Annotated in this window: 16 protein-coding genes; 12 read left to right on the top strand and 4 right to left on the bottom strand. The window is 37.4% G+C overall.

Going from position 1 to position 18,106, the window contains the following annotated elements:
- Positions 1-145: 145 nt before the first annotated feature.
- From AC1DCY_RS00535 to AC1DCY_RS00500, 8 genes are all read left to right on the top strand, one after another.
- Positions 146-1,888 (top strand): methyl-accepting chemotaxis protein, encoded by a 1,743-nt coding sequence (locus tag AC1DCY_RS00535; protein WP_477346473.1) that lies wholly within the window; start codon positions 146-148, stop codon positions 1,886-1,888.
- Between the two features lie 88 nt (positions 1,889-1,976).
- A complete protein-coding gene (locus AC1DCY_RS00530) occupies positions 1,977-2,552 on the top strand; it encodes a YdcF family protein (RefSeq protein WP_477346471.1) in 576 nt (191 codons plus the stop codon).
- A 74-nt stretch (positions 2,553-2,626) separates the two neighbouring features.
- Positions 2,627-4,324, top strand: coding sequence for a M3 family oligoendopeptidase (locus AC1DCY_RS00525; RefSeq protein WP_477346469.1), 1,698 nt, complete (start codon positions 2,627-2,629; stop codon positions 4,322-4,324).
- Between the two features lie 528 nt (positions 4,325-4,852).
- Positions 4,853-5,932, top strand: a complete 1,080-nt coding sequence (locus AC1DCY_RS00520) for an AI-2E family transporter (RefSeq protein WP_477346468.1) — start codon at positions 4,853-4,855, stop codon at positions 5,930-5,932.
- Positions 5,933-5,943: 11 nt separating this feature from the next.
- Entirely contained in the window at positions 5,944-6,555 is a 612-nt protein-coding gene (locus AC1DCY_RS00515; protein WP_477346467.1) for an NUDIX hydrolase, read from the top strand.
- A 575-nt stretch (positions 6,556-7,130) separates the two neighbouring features.
- Positions 7,131-7,595, top strand: coding sequence for a hypothetical protein (locus tag AC1DCY_RS00510; protein ID WP_477346465.1), 465 nt, complete (start codon positions 7,131-7,133; stop codon positions 7,593-7,595).
- Between the two features lie 22 nt (positions 7,596-7,617).
- Complete coding sequence (locus tag AC1DCY_RS00505) at positions 7,618-7,809, top strand: hypothetical protein (protein WP_477346464.1); 192 nt, start codon at positions 7,618-7,620, stop codon at positions 7,807-7,809.
- A gap of 18 nt (positions 7,810-7,827) precedes the next feature.
- Positions 7,828-8,439 carry an alpha/beta hydrolase gene (locus AC1DCY_RS00500; protein WP_460014005.1) on the top strand — a complete coding sequence of 204 codons (612 nt, stop codon included), beginning with the start codon at positions 7,828-7,830 and terminating at the stop codon, positions 8,437-8,439.
- Positions 8,440-8,493: 54 nt separating this feature from the next.
- Here the strand turns inward: AC1DCY_RS00500 and AC1DCY_RS00495 are convergent, their stop codons facing one another.
- The 3 genes from AC1DCY_RS00495 to AC1DCY_RS00485 all read right to left on the bottom strand — a co-directional run bounded on the left by AC1DCY_RS00495 (position 8,494) and on the right by AC1DCY_RS00485 (position 12,374).
- Complete coding sequence (locus AC1DCY_RS00495) at positions 8,494-10,605, bottom strand: MMPL family transporter (RefSeq protein ID WP_477346462.1); 2,112 nt, start codon at positions 10,603-10,605, stop codon at positions 8,494-8,496.
- Between the two features lie 112 nt (positions 10,606-10,717).
- A complete protein-coding gene (locus tag AC1DCY_RS00490) occupies positions 10,718-11,734 on the bottom strand; it encodes an inorganic phosphate transporter (RefSeq protein WP_477346460.1) in 1,017 nt (338 codons plus the stop codon).
- A gap of 19 nt (positions 11,735-11,753) precedes the next feature.
- Positions 11,754-12,374 carry a DUF47 domain-containing protein gene (locus AC1DCY_RS00485; protein ID WP_079562474.1) on the bottom strand — a complete coding sequence of 207 codons (621 nt, stop codon included), beginning with the start codon at positions 12,372-12,374 and terminating at the stop codon, positions 11,754-11,756.
- A 490-nt stretch (positions 12,375-12,864) separates the two neighbouring features.
- Here AC1DCY_RS00485 and AC1DCY_RS00480 point away from each other — a divergent pair, with 490 nt between their 5' ends.
- Genes AC1DCY_RS00480 through AC1DCY_RS00470 form a run of 3 tightly spaced genes read left to right on the top strand, consistent with a single transcriptional unit; the run spans position 12,865 to position 15,161 of the window.
- A complete protein-coding gene (locus AC1DCY_RS00480) occupies positions 12,865-13,551 on the top strand; it encodes an ABC transporter ATP-binding protein (RefSeq protein WP_477346721.1) in 687 nt (228 codons plus the stop codon).
- Between the two features lies 1 nt (position 13,552).
- Positions 13,553-14,872, top strand: a complete 1,320-nt coding sequence (locus tag AC1DCY_RS00475; RefSeq protein ID WP_477346457.1) for an ABC transporter permease — start codon at positions 13,553-13,555, stop codon at positions 14,870-14,872.
- A gap of 58 nt (positions 14,873-14,930) precedes the next feature.
- Positions 14,931-15,161, top strand: coding sequence for a hypothetical protein (locus tag AC1DCY_RS00470; RefSeq protein ID WP_477346456.1), 231 nt, complete (start codon positions 14,931-14,933; stop codon positions 15,159-15,161).
- Here AC1DCY_RS00470 and AC1DCY_RS00465 read toward each other — a convergent pair.
- A complete protein-coding gene (locus AC1DCY_RS00465) occupies positions 15,152-16,312 on the bottom strand; it encodes a class I SAM-dependent methyltransferase (protein ID WP_477346454.1) in 1,161 nt (386 codons plus the stop codon). The two genes, AC1DCY_RS00470 and AC1DCY_RS00465, sit on opposite strands and share 10 nt — an antisense overlap.
- Positions 16,313-16,530: 218 nt before the next feature.
- Here AC1DCY_RS00465 and putP point away from each other — a divergent pair, with 218 nt between their 5' ends.
- Positions 16,531-18,018, top strand: a complete 1,488-nt coding sequence (gene putP, locus AC1DCY_RS00460; protein ID WP_477346452.1) for a sodium/proline symporter PutP — start codon at positions 16,531-16,533, stop codon at positions 18,016-18,018.
- Positions 18,019-18,106 lie beyond the last annotated feature (88 nt).

The raw sequence follows: 18,106 nt of genomic DNA, 5'->3' as shown, positions 1-18,106 counted from the left end.
TCACGTTATGGTGATCAAGCATATCTGGGGAAAAAGGCGAATAATTCATACATAAATTACGTTTTACCCATTGTGAAAAATTTTAAATCATAACATAATATAGATTAATAGTCATAGTGAACGAAGAGGAAAAGGGGGCTAAAGAATGAGGTTTTTACGTTCGATACAGGGGAGACTAATTATTATTTCATTAGCATTATTAATTATTCCTAGCTTAGTAATAGGTTTGGTTAGTTATAACAAAGCGAATAAAGGTATGGAGAATATTGGCGAACAAGTTATCAAAAATAGTGTTGAATCTACTTTGCAATTAATCGAGCTTGCAAATGAGAGTGTTAAAAGAGGGGACGTTCCTTTGGAAGTTGCACAGGAACGGGTGCGGGAGGCACTTCTAGGACCAAAGGATAGTGAAGGAAAGAGGCCAATTAATTATCCTGGAGACTTAGGGAAGTATGGTTATATATATGTTTTAGATGATAAAGGGACATTAACAACCCATCCGACTCGAGAAGGGGATAGCCTATGGAACGATCAAGATAGTAGCGGCAATTACTTTATTCGAGAAGTAATCGAAAAAGCACTTGCTGGTGGAGGATTTACACAATATGAGTTTGCGCTACCGGGTCAAGATGTATTAGCTCCAAAAGTAATTTATTCTGTAAAGGATCCTAATTGGGGATGGATCATTGCATCAGGTACATATATGCAAGACTTTAATAAAGAAGCTAATTCATTATTACTCGTTATTGGTATTACATTATTAGGCGCCATCATTATAGGTACTGTAGTTGTCATAATGGTTTCAAGACATTTAGCTTTACCTGTTCAAAAGTTATCTAAACGTGTACGTGAGGTAGCAAAGGGGAATTTAACTGTAGAAATTGAAAATCTACAACGCTCAGATGAGATTGGTCAGTTAAATGAAGGGTTTAATGAAATGGTGGATCAACTGAAAACATTAATTATAGATGTAGAGGAAGCTATTGTAGAAATTCAATCGACATCGTCAAATTTAACATCTGTGGCAGAGGAAACAAATGCTTATGGAGATGAAATAGTAAAAGCGATAAATGAGGTCTCGGACGGTGCAGTAAAGCAAGCTTCAGAAGCTGAAGATACAAATAGAACTGCCAGTGATTTTGCTCAGCAGATTGAAGTATTGCATGACAAAAATGAAATAATGCTTGATGCATCTCAACATATGAAGCGGTCAAACCAAGAGGGGCTCTTAAATTTAAACAGCTTAAAAGAGAAATCATACGAGTCTTCAGAATTGATTAATAATGTTTATGCTGTATTTAATAGCTTAATTGTGAAAGTAAGGGAAATTGAAGGCATTGTCGGTACCATTACCGAGATTTCTGATCAGACGAATCTACTTGCATTGAATGCATCAATAGAGGCAGCTAGAGCCGGTGAGCATGGTAAGGGCTTTGCAGTTGTTGCTGAAGAGGTAAGGAAGCTAGCGGATCAAACATCTGTAGCAACTGAGCAAGTACGCACAACCTTAAAGGGGATCGAAAGTGAAACTAATTTAGTGAACGATGAGATGAAGAAAACAAACGTCATTGTTCATCAGCAAAATGATTCGGTTGCCATAACAGAGTCATCCTTTAAGGACATTGAATTGGCCGTAGAGAAAATTATTTCTGTCATTGGAGAAATGACTGCGGGAGTAGAATATTTGAATAGCTCAAAGGATAACATTATACAATCTATCGAAAGTATTGCGATGATTAGTGAGAAAAATGCTGCTGCATCAGAGGAAGTAACGGCATCGGTTGATGAACAACAGCGTGCCATTCAGCTTGTTAGTGAATCTTCTAGTGATTTAACAGATGAAATATCGGCACTACAGGAATCTATTAAGCGTTTTATATTAAGATAATCAATCAGGATGTTTGTATACAGTGATTCTAGTACAAGCATCTTTTTTCTCTACCTTACGTTAATAACTGGTAGGGGAGGGATGAATTATGAGAAAATGGGTAAAAAGGTTAGGGGTTATACTACTTGCTATTTGTTTTGTTGTTTATATTTGGCTCGGCGAGGAGATGAAAAAAGGTGTCCAGCCGGCTGCAAATGGAACAGCTACATACATGATTGTCCTGGGGGCGAAGGTAAAACCAGGTGGAATTCCATCGCTTTCTTTGGAAAATAGATTAGAAGAGGCCGTAAAGTATTTAAACAAATATCCGGATGTAAAAGTAATTGTTTCAGGTGGGCAAGGGGCGGATGAAGATCGAACAGAGGCTTCAGTAATGTTTAAATACTTACAAGACAAGGGTATAGATACTAACAGAATATTAGTGGAAGACCAATCTACTTCAACTTATGAGAATTTACTATTTTCTAAAGAACTTTTGCCTAAAGGAACTAAGAAAATTACGATTCTCTCCAATGATTTTCATTTACAGCGTGCAAAATATTTAGCTGAGTCTTTAGGTTTTGAAGTAGATGTCGTTGGGGCAAAAACGCCAAAATCAGTAGAATTAAAATTAAAGCTACGTGAAAGGGCTGCGTTATTAAAAACCTATATAATTGGCTATTAATTTGTTTCTTAATAGTATAGATTTGGCATATAATAGAAATATAACGGGGTATATGAGAGAAAGAGGGGACTTCAATGAAAACGTTTAAAGACTATGAATACAGCCGTCCGAATATCGAGGCATTAAAAGAGCAACAACTATCTTTAATTGAGCAATTTAAAAATGCTCAAACGATGGACGAGCAAAGTGAAATAATTGAGAAATTAAATGGATTGAGCAATGACTACGCTACGATGGCAAACTTAGTGTACATTCGTGCTTCTATTGATACAAATGATGAATTTTATCATGCAGAACGCGATTATTTTGACGAGGTTGGACCTGAGTTGGAAGAGGTAACAACAGAATATTATAAAGCGCTAATCGCTTCACCATTCCGTGAGCAATTAGAAGAAAAATGGGGTCAGCAATTATTTGATTTAGCAACTTATCAAATTAAAGGCTTTTCACCAGCAGTCATAGATCTAATGCAAAAGGAGAACAAGCTTGTTTCAGAATACAATAAACTTGTTGCCTCTGCGCAAATTGACTTTAATGGTGAAACATTAACACTTGCACAGCTTGGACCATATGCGGAGTCTACTGATCGTGCAATGCGTAAGGCGGCAACAGATGCACGCTTTGGCTTTTTTGCTGACCATGAAGATGAATTTGATCGACTTTATGATGAGCTTGTCAAGGTGCGCCATGAAATCGCTACTAAATTAGGCTATAAAAACTATGTTGAGCTAGGTTATATTCGAATGAATCGCATTGATTATAATGCAGATATGGTAAAGAAATTCCGTGACCAAGTTCGTGATTTAATCGTACCAATTTCCACAAAATTATATGAACGTCAAGCAAAGCGTATTGGTATTGCTGATCTTAAGTTCTATGATGAAGCATTGAACTTTTTATCAGGAAATGCTACACCAAAAGGCGATCCGGAATGGATTGTTGCGAACGGTAAAAAAATGTATGAAGAGCTATCACCTGAGACTGGTGAATTTTTCAATTTTATGATTGACCATGATTTAATGGACTTAGTGGCGAAGAAAGGTAAAGAGAGTGGTGGTTATTGTACATTTATTGAAAACTATCACTCACCATTTATCTTCTCGAACTTTAATGGTACTTCTGGCGATATCGATGTGTTAACACATGAAGCTGGACATGCTTTCCAAGTCTATTCAAGTCGTAACATCGGCATCCCAGAATATTTATGGCCAACATATGAATCTTGTGAAATTCATTCGATGAGTATGGAATTTTTCACATGGCCATGGATGGAGCTATTCTTTAAGGAAGACACAGAAAAATATAAATTCGCTCACTTAAGTAGTGGCTTGTTATTCCTTCCTTACGGTGTTGCAGTTGATGAGTTCCAGCATGTGATTTATGAAAATCCGAATATGACACCAGCTGAACGTAAAGCTGCGTGGAAAAAAATTGAGGAGACATATTTACCACATCGTGACTATGATCATAATAGCTATCTAGAAGCAGGCGGTATATGGCAACGTCAAGCGCATATTTATGCAAGTCCATTCTATTATATTGATTACACGTTAGCACAAATTTGTGCATTCCAATTCTGGAAACGTTCACGTGAAGAATTTGAAGCTGCCTGGAAGGACTATATTCATTTATGTGGTTTAGGTGGCTCTATGTCCTTTACGAAGCTTGTAAAAGAAGCAGGCTTAATTTCACCATTTGAGGACGGCTGTGTTGAATCGGTTATTGGTGATATTGAAGATTACTTAAATTCAGTAGAAGATACAAAATTATAAACTGTTACATTATAGAACATTAATGAAAATTTGCGACACTCCTGTGGAAGGCAAGCCATATGAGCCTCCTCAGATGCTTTAGCATTTGAGGGGCTTGCGGAATTGCCTGTTGGAGAGTTGCAGATTTTTTAACTTTTTCAGCAAGTATTTTATGTAACGAAAGTGAAACGGCAGTTACAAGTTTTTTATGTAACGAAAGTGAAACGGCAGTTACAAATATTTTGGTAGCGTCAGCTATAGAATTCTCCCACCTCTATAGGTGGTGAGATGAATAGGTTTAAAGTCACTTTTCAGCTGTGTCCAAACATTCGCTGAAAAGAGGAACTCAGTCTAAGAACTTCACATCCTGTGAAAACGCCTGAGTGACCAACGTCGTGTTGGCCCAAAGCCGATTCCGGACGCAATTATGCCAAGGCATAATTGATTGTCAAAAACTCTTTTATTTGAATATTTAATAGAATACTTGCGAAATGGTAAATATATAAGTAGTATTTTCATTAACTGTGATAAAAAAGGAAGTGAATAAAAGTGACGAGGAAAGTTTGGTTTCAAGTAGGGGTAGGGATTTTACTTGCTCTTCTAGTCATAAAATATTTTATAGAGATTCAATGGATTTTTTCGCCGTTTGTTATTATCTTAAAGGCTATTTTTATACCTTTGTTGCTTGGTGGTGTTTTGTATTATGTTACGGAGCCGATTCAGAGGTTTTTAGAAAAGCGTAATTGGCCGAGATGGGCAAGTATATTAACGATAGTCATTGGATTAATAGCGCTTGTAGGTGGCTTTGGCTGGATCGTTGGTAATCCGATTGCAATACAGGTAAATAATTTAGTGAAAAATATACCAACGATTAGTGCTAGCATTCAGGACGCAACTGATTATGTGTTTAAAAACAAGGATAACTTCCCACCACAGTTAAAAGATTTTATCGACAATATGGCAAATTCTGCGCAGCATTTTGCCGTTGTGGCAAGTAAGGGGTTAGTATCGTTTTTACAATCAGTTGTATCCGTTTCTTTATTAGCTATTTTAATTCCATTTTTCTTTATTTTTATGTTGAAGGATCATGAAAAATTTGCACCTTCGATTTATAAGTATTTTAGTGGTGAACGTCGAGAATGGGTGAAAAAGACATTAAGTGAAATCGACGCTGTTTTACGTAGCTATATTCAAGGGCAACTGCAAATTAGTTTTTTACTAGCACTCATTATGTATGTCGGGTATTTAATTATAGGTCTAGACTATTCGCTGCTACTTGTTATATTCGCGTTCTTTATGAATATGATTCCGTTTATTGGACCATGGATCGCCTTTACACCAGCACTGATTGTGGCTGTTGTTCAGGATCCAGTATTAGTCATATGGGTGTCTGTTGTTACACTCGTGGCGCAGCAAATTGATAGTAACTTTATAACTCCTAATGTAATGGGGAAAACACTCGATATCCATCCGTTAACAGTTATTACAGTTATTTTAGCAGCAGGTAATATTGCAGGCTTCATCGGTATTATCATTGCAGTACCATTCTATGCAGTATTAAAAGTGATCGTATCCAATATTTATGATGAACGTAACGTGATTAAGAAAAAGGCTACGAAGTCGGTATAGGAGTCGGAAAAATGGAACAAGAAATTGTGAAAGTTTTTAATGAACAGCATGAACAGATTGGGACAGCAACGAGAGCAGAGGTACATGAAAAAGGACTATGGCATGAAACATTCCACTGTTGGCTTGTCAATGAGGACTATATCTATTTCCAAATCCGTAGTTCACAAAAAAAGGACTACCCTGGCTTGCTTGATATTACAGCGGCAGGGCATCTATTAGCCGTAGAGACAGTAGAATCAGGAATTCGTGAAGTGAAGGAAGAGCTAGGGCTCGATGTCGACGTACACGAAGTTGTTAAAATGGGCATGACATCTTGTAGCATCGTTTCAGAAAACATGATAGACAATGAATTTTGTCATGTTTTTATATATCCATTCAAACATGATTGGGAATCATTTGAGCTGCAGTATGAGGAAGTGTCAGGGGTCGTTCGAGCAAAGCTTGATGAGGCAGAGGCATTCTTTTTAGGAGAAACAGCTACTCTGAATATTGAAGGCTATGAATATTTCCCTGATGGTCAGCGAGCGAAAGTTGTGCGTCCAGTAAGTACAGCACAATTTGTCCCTTACAGGGAACTATACGTTGCTCATGTTATTCAGTTTGTAAAAGAAAAAATGTTATGAATTTTGGTGTCTGAAAAGCTCTTCGTAGGAATTCTAGCATAATTGTAAAAGATAAGATCCGCTTCGCTTTCCGTGGACAAGGTATGAGCCGCATTGGTGCGCTCTTGCTCTATCCGCAGGGAGCTTAAGCGGATTTTTACCTTATATTAGATAATTATTAGGCTCTGACTTTCATAAATATATTACTATTTTTGTCGCATCATCAAATGTTAGGTTTATTATTTTTTAAAGCGTATGCTATGTGAATAAGTTGATTGGAGTGGAGACTGGGCGACTCCTTGGGGATTAGCAAATAGAGGAACGAAGGCTAAAACCATCACGTCCTGTGATAACGCCTTCGTGACCAACCTCGTGCTGCTGCCGCTTCGCTTTCGCGCAAAAAACATCTGTTGGCCCGAGACCCTGGAGCGAAGCGAAGCGACAGCAACAAAGCGCCCAGTCGGAACGGAAATCAACCACACGTTATAGAAGAGGAGACATTACTTTTACTTTTAGTACTACCTATTTTACTTCGATATAACAGAAAAAATAAGTTATACTGTAAGGTAGATTGAATAGAAAAGGAGCATTATTATATGCTAACATTTGAACAAAAGCAAGCCATTATCGACTCATTTCCTGAACTTACGAAGAAGGAAATTTCATTGAAACGCTTAAATTATCACTTTATGGATAGCCTTTACGAAAAGACCATTGTTGTGGAAAAACTACACCCAAATGGCAACGGCTTCGTCTTTGTTGGTGATTTATTGCGCTACGAGAAAGAAGCAAACGATAAAGGTCTAGTCAATATTCGTGACTACGATGAACAACAACTTCGTGAAATTATTGAAGATGCCATTCAATATTTATCGGAAGAAGAAGAAGATCAAGAGCCGATTGAAGAGATTTGGCAAAATCGTGAAGGTATTCAATTAAAGCTAGCCTTTGAGCAACGTTCGTGGAATGTCTATCATGGTGAAAATTTAGAGGAAGCCTTTGGTACACAAGAAGCTGCGAAAGAATATTTACTAGAAGAAGGTTTTCGTAAAAAGAAATAAGTAATTCGGGGGATAAGAACGAATGAATGGGAAAAAAATAGTAGGAATAGTTATTGTTGCTGTTATAGCTGTTTGTATATTTTCTGTATTTACGATTACGAAATTTTATAAAGATCATGAGAAACAGCCAAATAGTGAAAATCGAGAAATTAATAAGTCAAAGAGCTTGAATTTAATTTTGCCACAGGCTACAATTATCTCGAATTCAAGATAATTGAGAGGTGGACTGTAAATGCAGCACGTTTTTCATAAAGGAACAGATGAAACAAAACCGATTTTTTTACTGTTACATGGTACAGGCGGAAATGAACAAAGCTTAATTGGCCTTGCAAAGGAAATTGATGATACAGCAAGTATTTTAAGTGTTCGTGGAAATGTCCTTGAAAATGGTATGCCACGCTTTTTCCGTCGTTTAGCGGAAGGTGTTTTTGATATAGAGGATTTAATTTTCCGTACGAAGGAATTAAATGACTTTTTATTAGAAGCAGCACAGCAGTATGGCTTTGACCGTAATCGAGTGGTTGCTATCGGCTACTCTAATGGCGCAAATATTGCTGCTAGCCTATTATTCCATTATAAGGATGCTCTAGCAGGTGCAATACTGCATCATCCAATGGTGCCTAGACGTGATATTGAATTGCCTACACTTTCTTCAATCCCTGTCTTCATCGGTGCTGGAACGAATGATCCAATGTGTACTGCTCAGGAATCTGAGGATTTAGAGGCGCTTTTAACGTCGGCTGGGGCAGATGTGACAACTGTATGGTTTAATTATGGTCATCAGCTAACAATGCCCGAGGTAGAAGCAGCTAAAGAATGGTACGACCGTATTTATTCAAAATAAGGAAAAATCCGCAACCTTTGAGTGAGGGAGAGCTCACGAAAGGTTACGGATTTTTTATTTTTGCTTCTTCGCGAAGGGTAGCCACCAATTCCAGTCCCCGAAGAGCTTCATAAGACTTGGAACGAGCATGAGACGAATTATAGTTGCATCGATGGCGACCGCAATTGCTATACCAACCCCAATTTGCTTCACAGGCATTACATCTGTAAAAGCGAACGCCCCTGTTATCACAATCATAATAAGCGCTGCTGACGTAATGATACGGCTTGTAGAGGTTAGACCGTCAATCGTAGCACGTGTATTATCCGCTCCTTTTTGATATTCCTCTTGAATGCGTGATATTAAAAAGACTTCATAGTCCATACTTAAGCCGAATACAAGACAAAATACAATTACTGGGATAATAAGAACAATCGTACCGGCTTCAATCCCAAAATGTCCGTATTGGAAAATATAGACGAGAATACCGAAGGCTGAGGAAAGTCCAATGATATTCATAATAATCGCTTTCAGTGGAATTAAAATAGAGCGGAAAGCGAGCATTAATATAAAGAACGTTGATACGATAATAATCGAAACAGCCAAGAAAATTTTATTAGAGATTTCATCGAAAATTTCTTGATTGAATTTCGCATGACCTCCAAGAACAAAATCGACACCTAAATCTTTATCTTTCCATGTTCGAGCGAATTGTTGAGCGGTAGTTGATGGACCGGCTGCATCCAATGTAATTGGGATAAAGAGTTGCTTATTTTTAGAAAACGTATTTAGTATTGGTTTTAATTGTTCTGCCATTTGAGGAATTTTCAAAGAAGCGGTCAGTTCCTCAGGAGACTTAATGTTAGCCGTCGTATAAATGGTTGATACATGACTCACTAGAGGGTCATTAAGTAATTTTTCTTGAATATTGAAAATAAGCTCTCTTGCCTCACTATCTTCCCAGCCTTCCTTACGTTCTGCTAACAAATATAAAGTTGAGGTATCGCCAAGTCCGAACGTTGCGTCTAACTGATCATAAGCTGCACGTGCATCATATTTTGTTGGTAATGAATCCACCTGGGGGATTGTAAGTTTAATATCTTTTAATGGAATCATACCAATACCTAGTAATACTGATGCCACAATAATGATGGTCACAGGATGTTTCATGACAAAGCCAGCAAAGCCACGCCAACGATTTGCTCCACCAGACTTTACACGTAATAAGCGCCATTTATTTAGGTTATCTCCTATTAGCATCATCGTAGCAGGTAGCAGGGTTAAGCCAGAAAGTACTGCAAGGAATACAACAATTGTGCCTCCTAAAGCAATATTGTGAAAAATTTCGACGTCAATGACAATCGTGGCACCTAAGCCGATCATGACACAAACAGCAGAAAAGATGATAGAACGGCCAGCTGTCTGTATAGCTGTTTGAATAGCCTGTACAATGGATGTATGGGTACGTTCTTCGCGATATCGATTAATAAACAACAACGCAAAATCGATGCTTAATGCAAGTCCAAGCATTGGTACTATATTTAACACAAAAATCGATAAATTGACATGACCGCTAAACAAAGTCAAAATTCCAAACGCAGTTACAACGGTAACAATGCCGATAATGATAGGTAAGATTGAGGCAACGACAGTCCCGAAAGCGAGTAATAGCACGATGATAGCGATTGGTAAGCCTATTGCTTCCGCTGATGCTAAATCCTTTTGACTTGCTGTATTGATGTCTGCTGAAATAACAGGTCCGCCTGTAATGCTCACACCGTCATTCTCTATTAATGAACGGATGTCTTTCACAACATCAGGTAGATGATCAACATTATTTTTCATATGAACCATGGCATAAGCTATACCATTCTTTTTTAAAGAAGCATCATCAAGTGGTGACTGGATTGAATGAATCTCCTTAATTTTTTGCAATTTTTTTAATGTATCTTGAATTTTCTTATCGTCAGCTGGATTGAAAACGACCAAAATTGTATCTGAAGGCAAATCAAATGTTTTTGCAAGCTCATTTGTAACGTAGGTATGATCGCCTTTAACAAAAAAACCGTCTCCATGAAGCTTACTTGGAAGTTGTATGGCAAACATAGCCATAGTAATAAAAATTATGAACCATAAGGCTACGATAGCTTTAGCGTGGGCTGTTATAAAAGCTGAAAAAGTTTTCATTGTAGGTACTATCCTCCTTTTAAAATAGTGTAAAGGATGTGTCATGTTTTGTCGTGTGACAATATAAAGACTCCTGTTCAACAAGGAACAGGAGTCTTAGTATGCGATCAAATTAGAAGAATAACGATAATAAAAAGTAAATAATAGCTGCCATAACTGCAGAAATTGGCATTGTAATAACCCAAGTAGTTACGATTTTACGCGCCATCCCCCAGTTCACACCACGTACACGTTGTGCAGAGCCGACGCCCATGATAGAGGAAGAAATAACGTGTGTTGTAGATACTGGTAGGTGAATTAATGTAGCACCGAAGATAATGGATGCAGAAGCTAAATCTGCTGCAACTCCGTTTACAGGACGGATTTTCATGATTTTACCGCCGACTGTTTTAATAATTTTATAGCCACCGATAGAAGTACCAAGCCCCATTGCAGTTGCTGCTGCAGCTCGTATCCAGAACGGAATTTCATCTCCTGTATGCAAACCACCAGCGATTAACGCCATGGTCATAATCCCCATTGCCTTTTGTGCATCGTTTGTACCATGTGTAAAAGATTGAATGGCGGCAGTGAAAATTTGCATCGTACGGAAACCTTTATTCGTACGATATAAATTTAAGTTTTTAAACCATAATTTAAACAGTGTCATCATAATAAAGCCAGCGCAAATCGCAAGGATTGGTGATAATACTAGGGCCATGATGATTTTAGTAAAACCGCCATAGTTTAGAACTCCGAAGCCGGCAGATGCAACTGCTGCACCAGCAATGGACCCAATCAGAGTGTGTGAAGAACTCGATGGAATACCGAAATACCATGTTAGTAAGTTCCAAATAATAGCCGAAATTAATGCTGCTAAAATAACGACTGAGCCTGTCGTGTCTCCTTGAAAGGCATTTAAAGCAAATGGATCTACAATATCCTTAGTAAGAGCCTTTGCAACACCGACGAAAGTAATAGCTCCGATAAAGTTCATCGTCGCAGCCAACATGATAGCTACGCGAGGTTTCAATGCTCTAGTGGAAACTGAAGTTGCGATAGCATTTGCTGTATCATGGAAGCCATTGATAAAGTCAAATGTTAGGGCAAAGATAACGACCAGTACAGTTAGTATAATGATTGTGTTCATTGTAAGTGCCCTCTCCTAATTACGCGTTACGCATGATAATTGTTTCCATTGTATTTGCAACGTTTTGACAATGATCAGCGATATCTTCAAGTTGTTCATATATATCTTTATATTTAATAAGTCGAATTGGATCTTTTTCATTTAAAAATAGTTGTTTAATAGACGAACGTTGTACTTCATCACATTCACGTTCATAGTCCTTAATAAGAATTGCGTGTGGGCGCATGCCAATAAGATTCTTTTTCTTTAACTCTTCTGTTGCTTTAACAATTTCATCAGCACTTTTTGAAATATAGCCTAAGAAAGTACGCATTGATTCATCAACCTCAGTTAGAGAGAACATTTCAAAATGAGCGATACAATGCTCCGTACCATCTAATACGTCGTCCATACGAATTGCAAATTCTAAAATGTCTTCGCGCTCGATAGGTGTCATAAATGATTTGTTTAGCATCACGATTAGTTCATGAATGAGCTTATCACCAGCTGTTTCGTAATTTTTCATAGTAATGCTAATCTCTTTTAGGTCAGCTACACTGTTAATACGAAAATCATTTGCGTAATGTACGGCCTCTCTCATATTCTCAGCAATTTTATGCAAAGCTATAAAGAAAGGGTCTTGTTTTTTTGAGTTAAGCATGTAAATCGAATCCTCCTGGATATAAATAAATTGGCCTCTAAACTTTACTATCATAACAAAATCTTTAAATTATCTACATAAAATTCTTCTATTCTACAGAAAACTTTACAATCCTGTAATATACAATTTGTACACAAAATAATAAAGGTATCGCTGTGTTTGTTTTTACTAATACAGAGAAATGCCTTGAAAATAGGTTTTATAAAGATATTCTCCTCTGTTTGATACAAAAAGATACTATTTGGACATAAAATTCCGAAAAATTTTCAGATGAATTGTAAAGGGAATGTAAAGAAATTGTTTTGCTAATAGTTTTCCATTTTCTTAAGAATATCTTCATTTTTATCCTTCAACTTTATTAAGAATTATTTACTACAATGGAGAAGGAAAGGCTCATAACCTAAAATTTAGGATGACTTTTGTAGGAAAGGAAATCAACCTACGTTATGGTGATGAATCTAAAGAGTGAAAAAGGGGCGTTTATTTGAAAATGATTCAAGTCGAGAACTTACAACATACATTTTTAATTGGAAAGAAAGGCAAGGAAAAGCAGGTTCCAGTATTAAAAGGTGTCAATTTTGAGGTGGAAAAAGGAGAGATTGTCGCAATTGTTGGTAAAAGTGGCTCCGGGAAATCAACTTTATTACAAATATTAGCTGGATTTATGAAATCTGAACAAGGATCTATTAAGGTAAACGGAATGGAAACAGCTCATCTCACTGAAGCAGAAAGTGCAGCTTTTCGCTTGCAACAGTTCGGATTTATTTTTCAAAACTTTCAACTAATGCCCGGCTTAACGGCGTTTGAAAATATTGAACTACCTTTGAAGTTGCAGGGTATCAAAAAAGCTATGCGTACAGAAAAGGTAAAAAAACTAATGGACAAGGTTGGTTTAACGGAAGTGGCAGACCATTACCCAAATGAATTATCGGGTGGTCAGCAACAGCGTGTTAGTATTGCAAGAGCCTTAATTACAAATCCTCCTATTTTGTTGGCAGACGAGCCGACAGGAAGTCTTGATTCGGAAACAGAGCAAGATATATTGCTGCTCATTCAAAGCCTAAACCGTGAGCTGGGTTTAACATTTGTCATCATTACTCACGACGAGGAAGTAGCAACGATAGCACATCGACGTTTCCGCATGTACGATGGGGAACTTGTAAAGGAGGAAGCATAACATGTTATTTAAAGATCAATTAGATTTTGTTAAACAGCATATAAAGAAAAATAAATTACGCGTGTTTATGACAGTACTAGCGGCAACAATGGGCTGCGCATTTTTGATTGTCCTTGCATCAGTTGGGTTTGGGCTTCAGGATTCCATACGTAATGAAATATTATCAGATGAAAAAGTGACAAAAATTCAAGTGTTTGGTAATGGTCAATTTACAAAGGACCAAATACATGAAATAAAAGGTATAGAACATGTGGAAACAGTACTCGAGACGATTACTGTCAATGCATCTGCCCATTCATTTTTTGAGGACCGCGATACACAATCTGATTTATTCGTTGCTATTATGCAGGATTTTGAGCAAGTGAATGGCAAGCTTGAGGAAGGGAAGTATCCAACAAAGCCAAACGAAATCGTTGTAGGTTATCATTTTGCTCAAACATTAATAAATGATGCTGAGCGTAAAATTATTGAAGAAAAGAGTAAAAAAGCTGAAGCAGAAGGCACGTATTATAATGGTAATGAGGAAGGTTATAAGGACTCATTAATTGGTAAAGAGATCGAATTGTCATTAATGCCACATACTGATGGGGCAGAAGAGACAGAGAAAATGAAATATACGATTGTCGGTGTTATGAAGAAGCCTTCTTATGATTGGATGATCAATAACTCTATCTATATGGATACAGAGCAAAAGCCGATGATAGCTACAAATTTAGCTGCACCTGGTAATGTTAAAGAGGATGAAATGTTTTATTCGGAATTTAATATTTTTGCGAATAGCATGGAAAATGTAAAGCCGATATTAGACAAACTAAAAGACAAGGGCTATAGCGTTTATTCAGTTACTGAGCAATTGGATCAAATGAATGTATTTTTCCTAGTTTTAAAAATTGGTTTAATATTTGTAGGAACAATTGCTGTCTTGATCGCCTCGATTGGCATTTTCAATACAATGACAATGGCTGTTACAGAACGTACCCGAGAAATTGGTGTTTTAAAGGCGATTGGAGCAAGTCCAAAGCTTATTCAACGATTGTTCTTAATGGAAAGTACATTCATTGGTATTATTGGTACTTTGATAGCGGTAGCCATTTCATATGTTATTAGCTTTGTAGCAAATGCGACATTACCTTTAATTCTAAAAGCAGCAACAGGGGAAGATGCTTTTAGTAGAAATGACATTACATTCTCCCTTATTCCTTGGCAGCTTGTTCTAATTGCTTCAGCGATTAGTATTGGGGTAGCAATGATTTCAGGCTATCGTCCAGCACGTAAGGCCACAAAAATTGACGTTATTCAAGCATTACGACAAGAACTATAAAAGAAAGGGCGGTCCAGAAGTTATTGGACCGCCCTGTTAATTTGAATTGCGCATCTCTATGAAATACTCGCGAAAGGGTAGAGAATACTCGCGCATCCTCATGAAATACTCGCGGAAGGATGGAGAATACTCGCGCATCCCCATGAAATACTCGCGGAAGGATGGAGAATACTCGCACATCCTCATGAAATACTCGCGGAAGGATAACAAATACCCGAGCGTCCCCATGAAATACCCGCGAAAGGAGAGTGGATACCCGCCGACCATAAAACAGCGATTTTATAGGTAAGCTTGTAATTCATTCGCTAAAAACGGCTTGGCATTTAGCAGCTTTAAAAAGGCATCATAGTTAGCGCGCTGTTCAGAGCTCGGCTTTTTACCTGTATGATAAGCTCGTATTAAAATGTTTTTTGGTGTATTTTCCATATCTATAAACTCTAGCAATTGTGCCTCATAGCCAACGAGTGATAAAATTTCCGCTCGGATTGCATCTGTTGCGAGCGCTGCAAAACGTTCGCGTACGAGACCGTGTTGAAGCATGATATCCAGTTCGGGTGTGTTAAGCTGGCGATTTAGCTCATGCTGGCAACAAGGGACACTTAAAATAACACTTGCTCCCCATTTTACAGCACGGGCTAATGCCATATCAGTGGCAACATCACAAGCGTGTAGAGTCACCACCATGTCAACAGCAGACTCCTCATTATAATCATTAATATCTCCTACTAGAAATTCGAGCTGCTCATAGCCTAAATCCTGTGCGATTCGTGAGCATTCTTCAATAACTTCCTTCTTTAAATCCAAACCAGTGACACGAATGTCTAAGCCTTTTTCTATTTTTAAATAATGGTATAGCGCGAATGTTAAATAGGATTTGCCTGAACCAAAATCTAAAATACGAACTTGTCGATCCTTTGGCAAATAGGTTAATGCATCATCAATAAATTCGATGAAGCGGTTAATTTGTTTAAATTTATCGTATTTTTGTTTTTTTATTTTTCCTTCTTCTGTTTGTACACCAAGACGAATTAAAAACGGATATGGTTTATCCTCGGCTAGTAAATAGTTTTTCTTGCGATTATGCGCTAAATTGACTTGCTTTGGCGTTGAGGATTTATCGGATTTCCATAATACTTTGTTCTTTTTTGATAGCTGTATTTGTATATTTTCATCAATAAAATCAACATGTGCTTGACGGTAATCGTTAAAAAATGTTTCTAGCTTCTCACTAAAATTTTCTAATAGAACATTTTCATGTTTTAAAATGCGTTCCAATTGATATTCAACTTGTATATGGTAAGCATCTTTAAGTAATAAAGGTTTTAGCTTTATACGTTTTACTTCGTTTGATTTCATACGTGGTTGACTGATTGTAGCGGTAACGAGTTGCTGTTGTAAAATACGCTCCATTAACTGAGCTTTCATTTCTTCAAATGTCATATATTTCGCCTACTTTATCGTGTTATAGATGGCACTAGTTTAACACACTTTATGAAGTGCAATGCTAGAATTCACACTTTGAATATTTATAGGTTATTTTGTATATTTGTGGTATTTTAATTATACTGACATTTTAATTTATTTCAGCAATTGTCTTTTGTCCGAAAGAAAAGCGTCAGCAACAACAAACACACCAAAGGGGAAACAGGGGGAAAAATATGTCTGAAAACATGTATCAATTACTTGCGATTATTATTTATATGATCGCCATGCTAGGAATCGGTTGGTATGCATTTAGGAAAACATCAAATTTAACGGATTACATGCTTGGGGGGCGTTCACTAGGCCCTGCTGTTACAGCGCTGAGTGCAGGTGCAGCAGATATGTCTGGCTGGCTGTTAATGGGTCTACCGGGTGCGATCTATTTAGCTGGACTTTCCAAGGCTTGGATTGCCATTGGTTTAACGATTGGCGCATATTTGAATTGGCTATTGGTAGCACCGAGGCTGCGTGTATATACGCAAGTTACTAATGACTCAATTACTATTCCGAGTTATTTAGATAATCGTTTACGTGACAACACAAAGCTAATAAGAATTGCATCAGGTATCATTATTTTAATTTTCTTTACATTTTATGTTTCTTCAGGAATGGTTGCAGGGGGCAAGTTTTTTGATAGCTCATTTGGCTATGAATACCATACTGGTTTATTAATTGTATCTGCTGTTGTTGTAGCATACACATTGTTTGGAGGGTTTTTAGCGGTTAGTTATACAGACTTTTTACAAGGGCTTATTATGTTTTTAGCACTTATAACTGTACCGTTATTCGGATTGTTTTTAACAGGTGGAGTTGGAGACACAATAGCATCCATTAAAGCTGTAAATCCTGAACACCTAAGCTTATTTTCCTCAAATGCAACTGCTGCAGTAATCATTTCATCACTTGCATGGGGACTAGGTTATTTTGGACAACCACATATTATCGTACGCTTTATGGCAATAAGCTCAGTAAAAGAAACAAAGCAAGCTCGTCGTATTGGTATTGGCTGGATGATGTTAAGCCTATTCGGAGCGATTGGAACAGCTTTAGTAGGTGTGGCTTATTATGAGCAACATGCAGGAGAGTTAAAGGACGCTGAGACTGTATTTATTGTACTTGGCCAAATCTTATTCCATCCATTTATTGCAGGTATAATGCTTGCTGCCATTTTAGCCGCAGTAATGAGTACAATTTCATCTCAATTAATTGTTACTTCGTCTGCGCTTGTAGAAGACATTTATAAAGCTTTATTTAATAAAACAGCAGATGATAAGCATTATGTTTTTATTGGCCGTGTCGCTGTTTTAGTTGTAGCTATTGTCGCAGGGATTTTAGCATGGAATCCAGATAGATCTGTTTTGGACTTAGTGGGCTTTGCTTGGGCTGGCTTCGGTGCAGCGTTCGGTCCTGTAATATTGCTGTCGCTGTATTGGAGGAAATTAACGAATTACGGGGCACTCAGTGGGATGATAGCTGGTGCTGCAACTGCCTTTGTTTGGGGAAAAATAAAGTTCTTAGCTGATACATTATATGAGATTGTTCCAGGCTTCATAGTATGCTTAATCGTTGCGGTTATTGTCAGTATTTTAACGTATAGACCGAATAAAGTTATTGAAGACGAATTCAATCGCACGGAAGTATTACTAAAAGAAGAACGTAAGTAAAATGAAGTGCGCCTTTTGCATAAAGGCGCATTTTTTACGATATATATGTTAAACGACACGAATTAGGACATTATATGGTAAGATGAAG

The organism is Lysinibacillus sp. 10T31, from assembly GCF_056394365.1.
The sequence above is the reverse complement of the archived record's forward strand: the minus strand, read 5'-3'. Positions and strand labels throughout refer to the sequence as shown.

Coding starts and splice junctions, on each gene's coding strand:
- AC1DCY_RS00500 (WP_460014005.1), top strand. CDS start 7,828: ATGCAGCACGTTTTTCATAAAGGAACAGATGAAACAAAACCGATTTTT.
- AC1DCY_RS00495 (WP_477346462.1), bottom strand. CDS start 10,605: ATGAAAACTTTTTCAGCTTTTATAACAGCCCACGCTAAAGCTATCGTA.
- AC1DCY_RS00475 (WP_477346457.1), top strand. CDS start 13,553: ATGTTATTTAAAGATCAATTAGATTTTGTTAAACAGCATATAAAGAAA.
- AC1DCY_RS00480 (WP_477346721.1), top strand. CDS start 12,865: ATGATTCAAGTCGAGAACTTACAACATACATTTTTAATTGGAAAGAAA.
- AC1DCY_RS00530 (WP_477346471.1), top strand. CDS start 1,977: ATGAGAAAATGGGTAAAAAGGTTAGGGGTTATACTACTTGCTATTTGT.
- AC1DCY_RS00465 (WP_477346454.1), bottom strand. CDS start 16,312: ATGACATTTGAAGAAATGAAAGCTCAGTTAATGGAGCGTATTTTACAA.
- AC1DCY_RS00535 (WP_477346473.1), top strand. CDS start 146: ATGAGGTTTTTACGTTCGATACAGGGGAGACTAATTATTATTTCATTA.
- AC1DCY_RS00515 (WP_477346467.1), top strand. CDS start 5,944: ATGGAACAAGAAATTGTGAAAGTTTTTAATGAACAGCATGAACAGATT.
- AC1DCY_RS00485 (WP_079562474.1), bottom strand. CDS start 12,374: ATGCTTAACTCAAAAAAACAAGACCCTTTCTTTATAGCTTTGCATAAA.
- AC1DCY_RS00525 (WP_477346469.1), top strand. CDS start 2,627: ATGAAAACGTTTAAAGACTATGAATACAGCCGTCCGAATATCGAGGCA.
- AC1DCY_RS00490 (WP_477346460.1), bottom strand. CDS start 11,734: ATGAACACAATCATTATACTAACTGTACTGGTCGTTATCTTTGCCCTA.
- AC1DCY_RS00510 (WP_477346465.1), top strand. CDS start 7,131: ATGCTAACATTTGAACAAAAGCAAGCCATTATCGACTCATTTCCTGAA.
- putP (WP_477346452.1), top strand. CDS start 16,531: ATGTCTGAAAACATGTATCAATTACTTGCGATTATTATTTATATGATC.
- AC1DCY_RS00505 (WP_477346464.1), top strand. CDS start 7,618: ATGAATGGGAAAAAAATAGTAGGAATAGTTATTGTTGCTGTTATAGCT.
- AC1DCY_RS00470 (WP_477346456.1), top strand. CDS start 14,931: ATGAAATACTCGCGAAAGGGTAGAGAATACTCGCGCATCCTCATGAAA.